Origin of the sequence: Thiomicrorhabdus heinhorstiae, from assembly GCF_013391765.2 — a bacterium.
Taxonomy (GTDB): Bacteria; Pseudomonadota; Gammaproteobacteria; order Thiomicrospirales; family Thiomicrospiraceae; genus Thiomicrorhabdus; species Thiomicrorhabdus heinhorstiae.
The window spans coordinates 31,858-47,544 of record NZ_JACBGI020000013.1 but is presented as its reverse complement, the minus strand read 5'-3'; the positions used below and the strand labels follow the sequence as shown (position 1 = coordinate 47,544).

At 48.3% G+C, this 15,687-nt stretch carries 14 protein-coding genes; 3 read left to right on the top strand and 11 right to left on the bottom strand.

Going from position 1 to position 15,687, the window contains the following annotated elements:
• Positions 1 to 26: 26 nt before the first annotated feature.
• From H8792_RS07730 to H8792_RS07680, 11 genes are all read right to left on the bottom strand, one after another.
• Complete coding sequence (locus H8792_RS07730; protein WP_185978370.1) at positions 27 to 2,042, bottom strand: TonB-dependent receptor plug domain-containing protein; 2,016 nt, start codon at positions 2,040 to 2,042, stop codon at positions 27 to 29.
• Between the two features lie 350 nt (positions 2,043 to 2,392).
• On the bottom strand, positions 2,393 to 2,980 hold the full coding sequence (locus H8792_RS07725) for a rhodanese-like domain-containing protein (protein WP_185978369.1): 588 nt from the start codon (positions 2,978 to 2,980) through the stop codon (positions 2,393 to 2,395).
• Between the two features lie 94 nt (positions 2,981 to 3,074).
• Positions 3,075 to 3,542, bottom strand: a complete 468-nt coding sequence (locus tag H8792_RS07720) for a DsrE family protein (protein WP_185978368.1) — start codon at positions 3,540 to 3,542, stop codon at positions 3,075 to 3,077.
• 22 nt (positions 3,543 to 3,564) lie between these two features.
• A complete protein-coding gene (locus tag H8792_RS07715) occupies positions 3,565 to 4,596 on the bottom strand; it encodes an MBL fold metallo-hydrolase (protein ID WP_185978367.1) in 1,032 nt (343 codons plus the stop codon).
• 42 nt (positions 4,597 to 4,638) lie between these two features.
• On the bottom strand, positions 4,639 to 5,343 hold the full coding sequence (gene soxX, locus H8792_RS07710) for a sulfur oxidation c-type cytochrome SoxX (RefSeq protein ID WP_185978366.1): 705 nt from the start codon (positions 5,341 to 5,343) through the stop codon (positions 4,639 to 4,641).
• A gap of 27 nt (positions 5,344 to 5,370) precedes the next feature.
• Positions 5,371 to 5,652 carry a hypothetical protein gene (locus H8792_RS07705; RefSeq protein WP_185978365.1) on the bottom strand — a complete coding sequence of 94 codons (282 nt, stop codon included), beginning with the start codon at positions 5,650 to 5,652 and terminating at the stop codon, positions 5,371 to 5,373.
• Between the two features lie 26 nt (positions 5,653 to 5,678).
• Entirely contained in the window at positions 5,679 to 6,524 is an 846-nt protein-coding gene (gene soxA, locus H8792_RS07700; RefSeq protein ID WP_185978364.1) for a sulfur oxidation c-type cytochrome SoxA, read from the bottom strand.
• Between the two features lie 267 nt (positions 6,525 to 6,791).
• Positions 6,792 to 8,147, bottom strand: a complete 1,356-nt coding sequence (locus H8792_RS07695) for a sigma-54-dependent transcriptional regulator (protein ID WP_185978363.1) — start codon at positions 8,145 to 8,147, stop codon at positions 6,792 to 6,794.
• Positions 8,148 to 8,249: 102 nt separating this feature from the next.
• Positions 8,250 to 9,092, bottom strand: a complete 843-nt coding sequence (gene modD / locus H8792_RS07690; RefSeq protein ID WP_185978362.1) for a ModD protein — start codon at positions 9,090 to 9,092, stop codon at positions 8,250 to 8,252.
• Between the two features lie 178 nt (positions 9,093 to 9,270).
• Positions 9,271 to 9,480 (bottom strand): TOBE domain-containing protein, encoded by a 210-nt coding sequence (locus H8792_RS07685; RefSeq protein WP_185978361.1) that lies wholly within the window; start codon positions 9,478 to 9,480, stop codon positions 9,271 to 9,273.
• 558 nt (positions 9,481 to 10,038) lie between these two features.
• Complete coding sequence (locus H8792_RS07680) at positions 10,039 to 10,884, bottom strand: YdcF family protein (protein ID WP_185978360.1); 846 nt, start codon at positions 10,882 to 10,884, stop codon at positions 10,039 to 10,041.
• A gap of 139 nt (positions 10,885 to 11,023) precedes the next feature.
• On the opposite strand from H8792_RS07680, the gene clpB reads away from it, so the two are divergent.
• The 3 genes from clpB to H8792_RS07665 all read left to right on the top strand — a co-directional run bounded on the left by clpB (position 11,024) and on the right by H8792_RS07665 (position 15,611).
• Positions 11,024 to 13,591: an ATP-dependent chaperone ClpB gene (gene clpB / locus H8792_RS07675; protein ID WP_228767006.1), complete on the top strand. Its 2,568-nt coding sequence runs from the start codon at positions 11,024 to 11,026 to the stop codon at positions 13,589 to 13,591.
• A 395-nt stretch (positions 13,592 to 13,986) separates the two neighbouring features.
• Positions 13,987 to 14,298, top strand: coding sequence for a c-type cytochrome (locus H8792_RS07670; protein WP_185978359.1), 312 nt, complete (start codon positions 13,987 to 13,989; stop codon positions 14,296 to 14,298).
• A 14-nt stretch (positions 14,299 to 14,312) separates the two neighbouring features.
• Complete coding sequence (locus H8792_RS07665) at positions 14,313 to 15,611, top strand: NAD(P)/FAD-dependent oxidoreductase (protein WP_185978358.1); 1,299 nt, start codon at positions 14,313 to 14,315, stop codon at positions 15,609 to 15,611.
• The last annotated feature ends 76 nt before the right edge of the window (positions 15,612 to 15,687 follow it).

Here is a 15,687-nt window from a genome sequence, read left to right as displayed (position 1 = left end):
CCCGCAGCATCGGCGGGCGTCATGTATTAAAAGCGTGCGTGCAGGTTGGCCCACAGAGTTCGACCCGGCATAGGATCGCCTTCGGCAATTTCGTAATTGGAGTCCAGAGCGTTTTTAAGTACGACATCTGTGCTGAAGTTTTTGTTGATATCATAGTGAGCTCGCAAATCCCACAGGCTGAATGCCACGACCGGACGAGAACCGTCGGTATTGGTTTCGCTGTCGGATTGATAACGCCAGTCGATACCGAAATTCCATTTAGATTGTGGATACCAGTCAAGAGATGCGCGGGCGGTATGTTCCGGTGAGTAAGTCGGAACCAGAGTTTTATCGGCCAGATCGCGAAGCAGGTAGGCGTAGTTCAAACTGGCATCCCATTGTTCATTCAAGGGATAGTTCAATTTCAGTTCTGCACCTTTCGAAGTCGCTTTTCCGACGTTCTGGTTTTGCAAACAGGTCGTGCCGCCGCACTCGGTGCTGGCAACGGTAACGCTTTCGATCGCATCTTCAATATCGGAGTAGAACAGGTTTGCCTGATAATTTAGGCTGCCTGAAACGCCTTTGGAACCGATCTCATAATGGATGGCTTGTTCGGCTTGCAGGTTGACGTTTGGAATCGCCTGCCCGAGTCGATAGGAGAATAGATCTTTCATATTCGGAAAACGTGATTTTAATGATATGCCGGCAAACAGGCGATGTGCTCCCAAATCGTAGGATGTCTTGATCTGGAAGTTGTCCTTTTCCTGCGAGCCTTGCGGAGCGTTGGCAGGATCGCCATCGTCAGTCAGGGTCAGTTCGTAAATATCGTGGCGATAGCCGAGCGTCAGATCGGCTTGCGGCGAAAGTTGGATATGATCTTCCAATCCCAGTGAGTAAGTATGCCCGCGATAGGTGCGCCAGCTCTGATCTACTGTGGCATTGTCCTTATTCAAGTCACGTTCTTTATGCTCGTCGTGCTTGATGTGCAGGGCGGTTTTGACCAGATGATTATCAAGTTGCACTCCTGCTTCAATACTGCCTCCGATGCTGTGATCGTCGTATTGCGAACGGAAAGCGTAGCCTTTTGTTACACTGCTGTAGGTGTCGTCGTCGTAAGAATTCAAGGCATTTTCAAAGTGATCGTAGAACAGTCTGGTTTTGACATAACCTTGCCCGAATTGTGTATGACCGACATAGTAAAGGCTTTCTTTGTCCCACTGCGGCCAGTCCCAATATCTTACGCTGTCGGCCGAGCCGGCGTACGGAGGGGAATCCTTGCGTCCTTCGGTGCGGTAATAGCTTAAGGCGTATTCATCTTCGCTATTCGGGGTAAAGCCGATTTTCAGGTTTCCTGTGGTGCTCTCGCTACCGGAATGTAAACGATCCCCTTCATCCTGATAAATAGTTCCGCCGTTTAAAGTCGGTTCAAGATCGTCTGAGAGAGGGAAATCGTCACTGAATACCCGGGCGATACCGCCGCTGAGGTAGAAGCGCTCATTCAGGCGACTGCCGACCTGAATATTCTGAGCATTTTTAAAAACACCGTTTTTCCCGGCTTCGAAGCCGATATTGGCATCGACTTCCATCGCGCGATCCGGACGGCGAGTGACCAGGTTGATGGAGCCGCCCATATTATTCGGCCCTTCAAGCAAGGAACCAAGGCTTTTGGATATTTCGATACGGCTGAGATCGGCGATCAAAAAACGACTCAGGTCGATATTGCCGTCGTAGGGAATGTAAATCGGTATGCCGTCCAGATTCAAGGTGATCTGACGCGAATCGAAACCGCGGATATTGGCGCGGGTTTCCGCTCGCCGACCGCCGGACTGGATGCTGACGCCCGGCACGTCGGCAATCGCTTCCCCTGCATTGGTCTGTCCGCGACTGCGAATATGTTCCTGAGTGACGATTTCAACATGTCCTTTACTGTCGGACTGTTCGGTGACTTCGATGGCACCGAGAGTAAATACCCCCGATTCATCGGCGGCAAAAGCCTGCAGGTGCGGAGATAAACAGATGGCAACAGCCAGACTGACCGGTTTCATTCGGATAAGCGATTTCATATTGTAAAAGCTCCTTTGACTTCATTATCCAATGACTGGATTAACGTTATTTCTTTTTGTATATAACGATCTGGATAAAAAAATTGGCATAAGCCAATTCCAGTCGTTTTGATTTTCTTTATGTATTAAAGTACATTTCGATTTTTGGGTATTAAAACATTCTTATATTTAAAGATGCAAATTTACCGGGATAGAATTTTTTAATAAATAGATAAGGAAGGCGCATAAGTTAAAAAGCCCCGCACCGGAAATGTGGGCTTTTCTAAAGTCAGAAACGGCGGGTTGGTGCGGGTAATACGTACAGTGAGCAAAGATCGTGTACGTAACTCTTGAAATGGGTCATACGGCGGTTAGTTGTAGAAGTAGGTTTTTTTCTCGTTGATATGATAAGTCCAAGGGAGCCCGGAATTTTTCCAGCCATCCTTGATTCGGAATCCTTTTTTGTCACCGGATTTCACTGTGCCGCCTTCGAAACCGTCGGTCACAATATAAACGTTTTTATAACCGTATTGCGCCATCATTTTAGCTGCAGGTTGCGCGCGGGAAGATCCCGAACGACACATCAGGAAGTAGGTGCTGTGTTCGTCCGCTCCCAGATTGGCGGCTCGTTCTTCAAGTTCTGAAATGAAATTGCTGTTGTTGACCGATTTGTATCGTGGTTTCTTGGCGTCCATGCCGTTGTACTGGAAGATGACCGACGGAATCATGATCTGCGCCATTTCGGTGTGGCCGACGAATTGCCATTCTTCCGGAGTGCGCACATCGACCAGAAGAACTTTAGAGTCTTTTTTCATCATCTCGTAGGCTTCAACGGCATTAACGTAAAGGCCTTGAGGGGTGCGTTTTTTCGGATCTTTCGGTTCAGGAGAGGCTAGGGCTCCGAACGCGACGGCACTCATTATCAGGCCTAGAATCAAGCGGGTATTTAGCATTTTCATCAATCGTCTCCTTAAAATGACGCTATTGGTTTGAATTAGGAAAAACTGCGCCAACGGAGAGCCTGTGCAGAAAACTGTCGTTTTTTTCATCCTCCTACTGGATCTTGATATAAGCGGCTCCGGCTTTTTGCAGCTGGGCAAGGAATACCACTCCGGACGGCACGATTTCGACGCCTTCGTAGAGCTGATCTTTTGATAGCCCAAATCCTGTCAGAGTGTTATTACACACTGCCAATTTGACGTTTCTGGTCGAGTTCAGTGCTTGCAGGCGGCCTTTTAACTCGGTACGGCGTTCCTTGAGACGAGCATCCTGACCGGCTTGTGGGGCGTCGGTCACGAAGCGGGCGCCTTTGCCGACGAAGACAATGGTGACGTCGTAATCGGACAGGGCGTTTTCGTATTCGTTGAGCATGTTGTTGATCGAAGTTAAGGTGGCTGAATAGCGATCGGCATCGGCAAAGTCGACGTGATAGACCGCCTTTTCAATGTCTTCAGCCTGGACCGGTGAGATTGCCAGCCAAGGCATGAGCAGTACAAACAGAATCGATTTGATTATTTTCATAACAGGTTCCTTTGGACCATTCCTAGAAGGCGGCTTGCTCGGCTTCGGTATAAGCGAAGTTGACGAATTTGCCGATGTCTTCGAAGCCTTCGGTTACTTTGGCCTGGCGTTCGATACGCGGATCTTTCAGAACCAATTCTTTGGTTTCCGCAATACTCAGCCCGTCTTCAACTGCCTTGACGGCATTTTCGTAAATGCCATTCATAATGTCTTCGTAGTTGCGCAGCAGCTTGTCGTGTCCGGGTTTACCGTGTCCTGGCATTAACAGGCGGTCACTCATTTCGGAACGGATGGTATTCAATGTTTTGATATACCCCTGAAACGAGGTTTCGCTCGGATTACCGATTCGGTGGTCCATAATGATGTCACCGACGAAGAGGGCCTTGTCTTCGACAACTTCGATCATAATGTCAACCGGAGAGTGTGCGGGGCCGTAGCTATGAACTTTTAGTGTGACGTCACCGTAGTTGAAAGTCTGTCCGTGGGAAACCCCTTTGTTCGGCGCTGTGACTTTGGTGCCTTCAATCGCACCGTTGGTGGCTTTGATCATCTGGTTCAACCAGTCAGCGCCAACGGCATTTTCAATGGCCCCGATCGCGTCAGGATGCGCGTAAATCGGCAGTTCAGGATAGGCGTTGACAAACGCGTGGTTACCAAGCCAGTGATCGCCGTGGTAATGGCTGTTGAAAGCGGCGATAACCGGCTGGTTAAAAGCTTTTTTGATTGCGCGTAGCGCCATTTCACCGATTTGTACCGAAGTACCGGTGTCGAGCACGACAATTCCTTTAGCGGTTTTCACCAGATAAATATTGGCAAAAAATCCCTGGTTTTCGAGAGTCGGCCATGGGCCGCGCGCATAGAGAGCATAGACATGATCGGTCACTTTAACCGGTTTGGTGTCGGCGACGGTTTGCCAATCCGAAGCCGCGGCAAAGCTGTTTGTCGACCAGGTTGAAGAAATGGCCAGCCCGGCTCCCAGACCAAGGAAGCGTTTCATCAAATCACGGCGTACGTGGTCGACCATGGCGGGAGTGTGTTTAGTGTTTTTAGTCATAAGGTGAAATCTCTATTAATAATATTTTGTTGTCTTATGGGGTTAGTGATGGGCTGCTTCAGCGACGGTTTCCTGTTTGGGATTATTCACCGGTGAGTCGGGATGAAGCAGGAAAGCGGTGATATCGGCTACTTGCTCCGCTGTAAGGAGGTGACCTTCTCCTGCACCGTAGCGCGGCATGAGGGAGCAAGGCACAAACGATTTGGCGTTGTAAATTTTCTCGTAGGTGTATTTAACGATGGCTGCGCCTTGACCGCGGAGTTTGCCGTAGTTGGTCAGGCTTGGTCCCATATTGCCGTTTTGTGGAAAGTTCGGGTCGACGGCGTGGCAGGCATAGCAGTTGGCGCCGTTCGGTTTGGATGGATGGTCGGCATCGGCAAATCCGGGAAAGCCTATACGTCCGCCGTGAGCGCCTTCCACCCAAATTTTGCCTTGCTTCCAGTCACCCATGTACTGGCCGTTTTTCGGTAGCTGGATACTGCTTCGTTCGCGTTGCAGTATCTCCGATGCTTGTTTTGGAGAAGGTTGATCCTGGGTTTGATTACAGGTTGTCAAAGTCGGATCTTGAAAGCGTTTAAAGTCGTTTGGATTTTCAGTTAGGAAACTTTCTTTTACGGCCTGCATGAATTCAGCGTCCGATACCGATTTACCGCGATCCTTCGAATCGTCGACGGCATGAGCCATTGTTACGGTCAGACTTGCGCAAGCGGCTAACAGATATCCTGATATGCGAATTTGGTTAATCATTGAATAGATGTCCTGATGTCGTTAAATTTATTTTGAAAAGTGATAGTAGGTTGCGTCCAGATAATGGCTGACCGCACTCACTTCATCCTCAAACCAGCCGAGATTAAGCTGGTTGCTACAGCCGTTGACGCGTGCTTCCAGTTTGGCAAAATTCGGTGTTTTGATTTTGCTGTAAGGGCGTGTCTGATGACAGGAGAGACAGTTTCCCTCCTGATGCAGGCGCGCTCCTTCGGATAGATCTCCGGCAAAAACCGGTGAGCTGATGATGCTCATCAAAGATGCAGCAATGATCGATTTGTTATACGGCATGGCGATTCTCCGTTAGTGCTTGAGTTTTATGCGCGTGGTTTGATGCCGGGTACGGCAATTTCTTGTTTGCTTTCCGCAGCTTTTTTCACCTGATACAAGATCAGGGAGGTATCGATCGGTGATCCGGTTTTCAGCCAAGGCAGGCGCATGGCCAGCAGGCAGCGTTCGTTACGCCACCACTGGGTACGGACATTACCGTCTTTGTTGACGTAGGCCGGAAAGGCTCCCATTACTTTTCCTGCTCTATGCGGATCGGTCATAATCGGCAGTTCGACCCCGCGTAGTACTCTGCCTTTGACGGCGTGGCAATTGGCGCAGGACAGATCCATTGCTCCCATTCGGTTCCAGAAAGTTTTCTTACCGAGTTCGTAGGCTTGTTTCTCTTTCGGATGGTCAAGTTGGATCAGGAACGGCTGGCCGTTCGATTTTGAAGCAATAAAGGTCGCAATCTGCGACAAGGGCGAAACCCGGCTGTCCTCTTCTGCGGCATTCAGGTAGTGGATGTCGAGAAACTGTTCCTGAATCTGTTTGTCGTTATAACCTTGCAGATTTTTCATACAACTGATGATGCGCCCTTCAAGAGACTCGACCTTATCCGTGTCAGCGAAGTAGCGCGGCAACTGCGCATAAGCGCCTTCCAGGACTCCAGGGCCTAATCCAAAATCGCATCTATCAAGACTGGCGTTCTTGGGGCCTGCTTTGGCGTAAAAAAGTTCTTCACCATCATCGATCCAGAACTCACCGGGGTTTCCATCTTCCAGTGCTGAACGATAGTCATCGAATTTGGCATCATCCGATGCGCTTGCCGGCACAGTGATGCTTCCCAGGCAGGCTAAAGTTATGGTTCCCATCCATTGGCTTAGTTTATTCACGTTTTCTCCTCCTTCATGGATCGTGAGGGACGATTCGCTTCGTCTTGGTTAATCGTTATATATTCTAAGATATAACGGTTGTATATCAGGGAGCGTGCCAATTTTGTAATTATTAGGAATGGATCTAAGGTAAGTATTTGTTTTGTATGTGTTTATGTTTTTAAATGATGGCTGTTTTTGGTTCAGGAACGCATGAAAAAAGGTTGGAGGCAGGCATGCAAGTTGCAAACTTGTGTGCAGGTTGCAATTTGCATAGTGGGGCACATTTCAGTTTTCGTCTTCGGTCTTCAGCTTGCGCCACAGAGTGGTCTGGTTGATTCCCAGTGCTTTGGAAGCACGAAGTTTATTGCCGTCGTATTTGGAAAGAATTTTGCGAATCCAGATTTTTTCAACTTCCGCCAGAGTGGCATCATCCGGGAACGGAGAACTGTTTTTTTCGAATTTGATGTCCGGGTGGGTAACCTTGGCGACGATCTCGGCCGGTAGATCTTTTAATTCGATGCGTTCGTTTTCGCACAGTATGAGAGCTCTTTGCATGACGTTTTCCAGTTCGCGCACATTCCCGGGCCAATGATAATTCTGCAGGGTATTCAATACCCCGGGTCCGCATGAGTTGACGGTCTTACCCAGTTTCGGCGCGTGCTTGAACATAAAGCGGGCAGCCAGATGCGAGATATCTTCAGCTCTTTCTCGGAGCGCCGGAAGATCGATTGGAAAAACGTTCAGGCGGAAATAGAGGTCTTCGCGGAATTGTCCCGCTTCGACCAACGGACGTAATGGCTGATTGGAAGCAAAAATCAATCGCACATCGACGGTAATCTCGTTACGAGATCCGATGCGCAACAGCTTCCTGTCCTGAATAAACTGCAGGAGGCGAATTTGCAATTCGGGGGAGGCGCTATTGATTTCATCAAGAAAAAGCGTACCGCCGTCGGCAGCTTCCAGTAAGCCAACCCGGCGGTTAAGGGCGCCGGTAAAAGCGCCTTTTTCGTGCCCGAATAATTCCGATTCCAATAAACTCGGACTAAGGGCGCCACAGTTGACGGTCAGAAAATGGGCATGTTTACGCGGGCTGATGGAATGCAGGTAGCTGGCGATCACGCTTTTCCCTGTTCCGGTTTCACCATTAAGCAGTGTCGGAATTTCTTTATCGGCGATTTGATGCAATAGAGTCAGCGTGCGACGCATATTGGTACTGACGGCAATCGGCGGTTCACCGGCATTTTGCTCCAATGGTTGTTTCTGTGAGTAAATATAGGCGCGATGCGCGATAAAATTTTCGCTTTTCTTGATAGAAGATGTCAGCGCCAAGGGATTTAACGGTTTGGATAACACATCGAAAGCTCCCGAATGAAACGCTTCAATTGCCTGATCCGCCTGATGGGAATCAACCAGCAGGATAAACAGCAAATGTGGATTTAACTGTCGGAGTTGATGGCACAGCGGCAAGCTGTTTTGCGACTCCCATTCATAGGAAAGCAGAATCAGTTCGCTATTGCGAATAAGGTCATTGTTCAGGCCTTCACTATGAGCGACATGGGTGATTTTATGGATATTTTCGGAATTGCCGGCGCTGAAGTTCTGAAAATCCTGATCGCTGCCGAGAAAGATAATTGAAAGCATAAACACCTCCAAGCCTGAGTTGTGTGAAGGAACTTGTGAATCGATTGCCCGCCTCTTCGGGTGCTTTTGCCTTTCACCCATAGAGGTCGAAACCCGCGCGTGCTAAAGAAGCTCGATTGTGACGCCAAGATCGGCCGGTTTGGCGTGATAGAGAGAGCTTAAGACGATCCCGTCAACGCCGCTTTGTGCATAAAGCCGGATATTGTCCGGTCGAATGCCGCCGGCAATGATAATTTTCAATTGGGGGAACTGTGTCTTCAGTTGTGAACACCACTGGTTCAAAAGACCGACTTCCACCTTGTCGAATTGAATAAGGTCCGTTCCGGCAAGTGCGGCTTGCAGAGCCTGCTCATAGGTATCGCATTCAACGGAGATTTTTTTCTCGCATGCGGCTGCCTGAATTTTCGGCAATCTGTCGGGCAGGCTGTCACGTCCGCCGATTAGGTTCAGGTGGTTTTCGAAAATCAGTACGGTTTCCGATAAGCCAAGGCGGTGAGGGTGGGCGCCGCCGGACAGAATCGCTTTGATCATTGGTTTTTTCATTCCCGGAAGATGCTTGCGGGTAACCAGTAGCGGTATGTCGCCGACTTGCTGAACCTCTGAAACCATTTGCGCCGTTAGAGTCGAAATGCCGCATAGGTATTCAAGTAGATTCATGGCAACTTTCCAGCCGCGATGCAAAGCATCGGCCCGACCTTCAACCTGAAGAATCAAACTGCCTGCATCGACATCCGCGGCGGAGGGCATGACAAAAATGATCTCGGCACCAAGCAATTCGAAGATGCGGGCGGCTTCTTCCATCATGGTCAAACGTGTCGGATGGCGGCTGCGCACACTCAAACGAGACGGTTGGTTTTCGATTCCCAACAAGTGCGAGGTCAGGTCGATCAGTGGCGCATCTTCGTTGATCCAGGCTTCGATTTCATGGGTTTGAAAAAAGATCATTTTGGTTCCTTCTATGACGGATGGTCGGCAAAAATGGAAAAGTTCACTAGCGGCCCGTCAACTATTGTCGTGGTCACAAAGCGGTTTGTTTAAATCAAAACACTTGCGATTCTTTATTTATTTTCATATATATCGAGTATTAAAAAATAGCCGGGTTGCCCCGGCCGGCGAATGATGCCTAATCAACCGCTACCATGACATTGGATGCTTTGACGACTGCATAGGCAGGTTTTCCGACTTCCAGACCAAGAGCTTCTACAGAGCTTTTGGTGATAATGGAGGTGATTTCGACACCGTTGGCAATTTCGATGACGACTTCGCTGTTAACGACGCCTTCGTGAATGGCTTTGACGATTCCTTTGATTTGGTTGCGAGCGCTGAATTTCACTGTATTTCTCCTTGTGAATGTTGCCTTTTATTCCTATGTATTAGAGTAAATATGGCGTTAAGTTTATATTACCGTTTGTATATAAGTTATTGAAAATGTTATATAAAACGAAATTTTATTCTAGTGCTTAAGCTATATGAACCGTCAATTACTATCGCCCGCTTTTAGTGAAAAAAAAGCCCAGATAGTTCTGGGCTAAGTTCCTCGAATGATAAATGACAGATAAAAGTTTAGATGAGGAAAAACTGCCGCGATTGGATTGAGCCGATCCAATCACGGACTTAAAGGGGTAAGAGAGCAGTTCAAATATTCATAATCAAAGTTTCTAGCTTTAGATTAAGTAAAAAACCATCGTTATATATGTTCGGGTATAACGATGGAATTAAAAAAACCAAAACAGTAAAACCTACATATTTTGGTGTTTGAGCGACATCGTTATTCCCGAGTGAATATAACGATGAATGTATTTAAGCACAGCCTAATATTGCTTTGCAAATAAAAAATGCTAAAAAGTCGAGGAATTTTTAGGTGACCGTTAAAAACCGGCCTTAGAGGACTTCATGATGCTTCGCTTGGTTGGTGTTTTTTGTGGTTGAGAGGAGAAGGAAACCATTGGGACGTTTTGCCGCTGAAGAAATATACGCTTAAACCGATCCATTCTTTCCAGGCACTTTCCAGAATTCTCAGATGGTCGTAGAAATCGAAATCCCATTGTCGGTAGGGAGAACGGTTCGAGTAGTAGTCCACAGGGTAGGGGATGACGCCGATTCCTCTTTTTCGCGCTATGCCGACCGATCTCGGCATGTGAAAAGCAGAAGTGACCAATAGATACTGGCCGTCTTTTTTCGGCAATAGAGATTTGATGTTTTTAAAGTTCTCGTAGGTATTGCGCGACTTTGCTTCGATGATCAGCCGTGTTTTAGCGATTCCCATGTCAGTTAACAGTGTGCTTGAAAGGTGGCCTTCGCTTTGATCTCTGCTTTCCGGTTGTAACTGCATTAAACCGCTGCCGCCGGTGAAAATCACCGGTGCTTGCGGATAGCGACGGGCGAGTTTAAGGGTTGCAGCATAGCGGTCACCGCCGTAACCGAGCTCCTGCGTGTGCCAGCTGAGCGAACGCTTCAAATCTTCTCCTCCGCCAAGCAGAATGATGCCGTCGATGTGTTTCGGCAGTTCAGCCGGTTTGGCAAAGCGTTTCTCCAAAGGAACCATCAGGGCGTCGCTGATCGGATAGGCGGTTAATGCCAAAGCGATGCATGAAGTCGGTAGTAGAATCCATTTGGCCAATACGATTTTTTTTAGCAAAAGAGCAATGGTTCCTGCAGCAAATAACAGGATCAATAGATTGCCGGGACTGAGTAGTCCCCATGCGATTTTTGAGGCAATGAAAAACAGATCGTCCATTCAATTCTTATTCGATTTTCCGGAGGTTGCAAAAAGTTAATCTGACGCAATTTTACCGGAAAAAAGCGTGCTTGTATCTTGAAAGCCGGGAAGAGCGCCCTATATTTAGTTTAATTAAATGATTTAGGGGCAGTCTGCCATGATGGATAAATTTACTTCTCAATTCCAGAGCGCGTTGGCTCAGGCGCAGTCCACTGCGATGGGATTGGAACACTCATATATTGAGCCGATTCATATTTTGTCGGCTTTGCTTGATGACCAGGCATCTCTGCTGCGTCTTGCGGGGATCAATAATGCCGAATTAAGAACTTCGGTTGAGCAAAAACTGTCGTCTATGCCGAAAGTTTCCGGTGCGGCTCAGGTACAGTTGAATCAGGCGAGCGCTAGGATTCTGGCGAAGATGGAACAGCAGGCGAAGAAAAACGGTGATGCGTTTATTGCCAGTGAGCTGTTTTTTGTCGCTCTTCTGGAATCGAACGATTATGCCGCTGAGCTGTTCAAGAAGGCCGGAGCGGATCTTAAAACTTTGCAGCAAGCAATCGAACAGGTACGAGGAGGTGAGAGCGTGCAAGATCAAAATGCGGAAGAGAATCGTCAAGCGTTGGAAAAATACACGCTGGATTTAACGGCTCGTGCCGAACAGGGTAAATTGGACCCGGTAATCGGTCGAGATGATGAAATTCGACGTGCGGTGCAGGTGTTGCAGCGCCGTACCAAAAACAACCCGGTGCTGATTGGTGAACCGGGGGTGGGTAAAACAGCGATTGTCGAGGGGTTGGCGCAACGAATCGTCAATGGTGAAGTGCCGGAAGGATTAAAAAACAAGCGCCTGTTGTCACTGGATTTGGCCGGTCTTTTAGCCGGGGCCAAATACCGCGGTGAATTCGAAGAACGCCTGAAAGCCTTGCTAAAAGACCTTGAGAAGCAGGAAGGGCAGGTGATTCTGTTTATCGACGAAATCCATACCATGGTCGGCGCAGGGAAAACCGAAGGGTCGATGGATGCCGGTAATATGCTTAAACCGGCTTTGGCACGTGGTGAATTACACTGTATCGGTGCGACCACTTTGGATGAGTATCGCGAAAATATCGAAAAAGATGCCGCTTTGGAGCGTCGTTTTCAGAAAGTGCTGGTTGACGAGCCAAGCGAAGAAGACACGATTGCGATCCTGCGCGGTTTGAAAGAGCGCTATGAAATTCACCACGGGGTTGATATTACCGACCCGGCGATTGTTGCGGCGGCCAGTTTGTCGCAGCGTTATATTACCGACCGCCAGTTGCCGGATAAAGCGATCGATCTGATCGATGAAGCAGCGTCGCGCATTCGTATGGAAATCGATTCCAAGCCGGAGGTAATGGATAAGCTCGATCGCCGTTTGATCCAGTTGAAAATCGAACAGGTTGCTTTGAAGAAAGAGAAGGATGAAGCATCGAAAAAACGTCTGGCTTCGTTGGAAGAGCAGATTACTTCTCTGGAAAAAGAGTATTCCGATCTTGAAGAAGTCTGGAAACGCGATAAAGCCGCATTACAGGGGGCGCAGCAATACAAAGAGCAGCTGGATGCGGCCCGAACCGAACTGGAGTCGGCGCGCCGTGTCGGTGATCTGGCAAAAATGTCGGAAATCCAATATGGACGTATTCCTGAGCTGGAAGCTAAGATTCAGGCTGCGGAAAAAGCCGAGTCCGAGGCAACCGATAGCGAGGGTCATCATCTGCTGAGAAATAAGGTTACCGATGCGGAAATCGCTGAAGTCGTGGCACGCTGGACCGGTATTCCGGTAGCGCGAATGATGGAAGGCGAGCGTGACAAATTATTGCGTATGGAAGAGGCCTTGCGTAAACAGGTGATCGGTCAGGAAGAAGCCGTCAAAGCGGTATCTGATGCGATTCGCCGTTCTCGTGCCGGTTTGTCGGATCCTAACCGCCCGAACGGTTCTTTCCTGTTCCTTGGGCCTACCGGGGTCGGGAAAACCGAATTGACCAAAGCTTTGGCGGACTTTCTGTTCGATACCACCGATGCGATTGTGCGTATCGATATGTCGGAATTTATGGAGAAGCATTCGGTGGCGCGACTGGTCGGTGCTCCTCCGGGGTATGTCGGTTATGAACAGGGCGGTTATTTGACCGAAGCCGTGCGTCGTAAACCTTATTCGGTGATTTTGCTGGACGAGGTCGAAAAAGCCCATCCGGATGTTTTCAATATCCTATTGCAGGTATTGGATGACGGGCGTTTGACGGATGGACAGGGGCGCACTGTTGACTTCAAGAACACGGTCATTGTCATGACTTCGAATTTGGGTTCACAGTTAATCCAGGAAAAAGCCGGTCAAGCCAGTTACGAAGAGATGAAAGCGGATGTGATGGAAGTGGTCGGCGGTTATTTCCGTCCGGAATTCATTAACCGTATTGACGATATAGTGGTATTCCATCCGTTGGGTCGTGAGCAGATTCGTGCGATTACTTCGATCCAGTTGCAGAACTTGCGCAAACGTTTGGCGGCTTCGGAAATTGGTTTTGAGATCAGCGATACTGCATTGGATAATCTGGGTGAAGCCGGTTTCGATCCATTGTTCGGCGCACGTCCTTTGAAGCGCGTGATCCAACAGCGAATTGAAAACCCTTTGGCTCAGCGCATTTTGCAAGGTGATTTTGCCGCCGGATCGACGGTGAAGGCCGATCTGCAGGACGGAGAAATCCGTTTCCATTAACCTTTTGGAAGTGCTGCTTTTTACCGGTGGCTAGCTTCCTAGGTACGCATTGACCCGGTCCTTTGTGATCGGGTTTTTTATGGTCAGCCGTTTTTGAATATAAATTTTTTATCTATGCAGAAATAGCATTAATGGTTTTGTCGAGAGTTGACTATCTTAAGCTAAGCTTAATTTATTGATAATTCAGTGTTTTGTGATCCTTATTATTAATCTTTTCTGTTTATAAATAAATTTTATCTTTGGTTAGAATTTATTTTTATTAGATTTTGCTTATGCCATTCTGAGAACATCGCTTGAAAATTCGGTCTTATGAAAGCGAGCTTATAGATTCGCTAAATAACTAGGTGCAGATATTGACAAGGCCGGATTCCGTCAATACATACAAGGATGTTTGAATGAAAACATGGGCTACCTTAAGGGTTGCTTTGGCACTAAGTGCAGCAACCTTCGCTTCCGCATCCTATGCGGAAATCACCAATGCGGAATTGTCCGCCACCACCTGTTTCATGTGCCATGGTCCGGAAGGAAAATACGTTGGTGCATCGATTCCTCCTTTAGCTGGTTATCCTGAAAAGGTAATGATTCAGCAGTTGAAAGATTTCAAGAACGGTAAGCGTGCTTCGACGGTTATGCAGCGTCATATGAAAGGTTACAGCGACGAAGAAATCGAAGCTTTGGCGTTGTATTTCAGCAAGCTAAAACCTTGATTGGAGGAAAAAAGATGAAATTAATGAATCGTAGAAATTTGATCAAGGCAATGATTGCGACCGGCACCGTCGGTTCGATGACTTCGGCATTGAGCGGTTGCAGTCTGCCGGTCGATGAAGACGCCAAACCGAAAGTGATCGTTGTCGGCGGTGGATTCGGTGGCGCGACCTGCGCAAAATATCTGAAGCGTTTCGATGACAAGCTGGATGTCACTTTAATCGAACCTAAAGAAAGCTATATGACTTGTCCTGGCAGCAACTGGTATCTGGCCGGTTTGGTGGAGAAGGAATATATTACCCACGACTATCGAAAATTGCAGGATAAGCACGGCGTAGCCGTTATTCATGATAAGGTCACAGATATTAATGCCAGGAAGCAAACGGTCACTCTAAGTGACGGCAGTGAGCTAAGCTATGATCGTCTGGTGGTTTCCCCTGGAATCGATTTCCGTTTCGACGCGATTGAAGGCTATTCGGCGGATGTCATTGAGCAGATTCCTCACGCTTACCAGGCTGGGCCGCAAACCGATATTCTGTATCGCCAGATTCGCGAAATGAAGCAGGGCGGTACCTTTATTATGAGCGCGCCTGCCAATCCGTTCCGTTGTCCTCCGGGGCCATACGAACGCGTCAGTATGATTGCCGATTATTTTAAAAAGCATAACCCGACAGCTAAAATCATTGTTCTGGATGCCAAGAGCAAGTTCTCCAAGCAGGGTCTGTTTATGGAAGGCTGGCAAGAGCTGTACGGAAGTATGATCGAGTGGTTCGGCGAGCATGACGGTGGGGCGGTTACCAAGGTGGAAGCCGACAGCAAAACGGTTCACTGTGACTTGGATACTTTCACAGCCGATGTTCTGAATATTATTCCGCCGCAGCAAGCCGGCAAGATTGCTTTTGATGCCGGATTGGTCGATGAATCTGGCTGGTGTCCGGTGAATCAGGAAACCTTTGAATCCATGATTCATCGAGGAATCCATGTTATCGGTGATGCAGCTATTGCCGGTAAGATGCCGAAGTCAGGTCATTCGGCGGCCAGTCAGGCGAAAATGTGCGCGGCGGCGATTGTATCGCAAATGCATAACTGGGCGATGCCGAGACCGAAGAATGTGAATACCTGCTACAGCTTGGTGGGTGCCGATTACGGTATCAGCGTTGCCGCCGTTTATCATATGCAGGACGGTAAAATCGTCGGTATCGAAGGTGCCGGTGGGGTAAGCCCTCACGGAGCGACGTTGCAGTTCCGTAAAATGGAAGCAACCTATGCGAACGGCTGGTATAAAAACATTACTGCCGATATTTGGGATACCTAAAATTCGCTTCGTTGTATAAAGGCTGGTAATTTCAGGCCGGATAAAAAAATAGCTCCTTTCGGAGCTATTTTTTTGC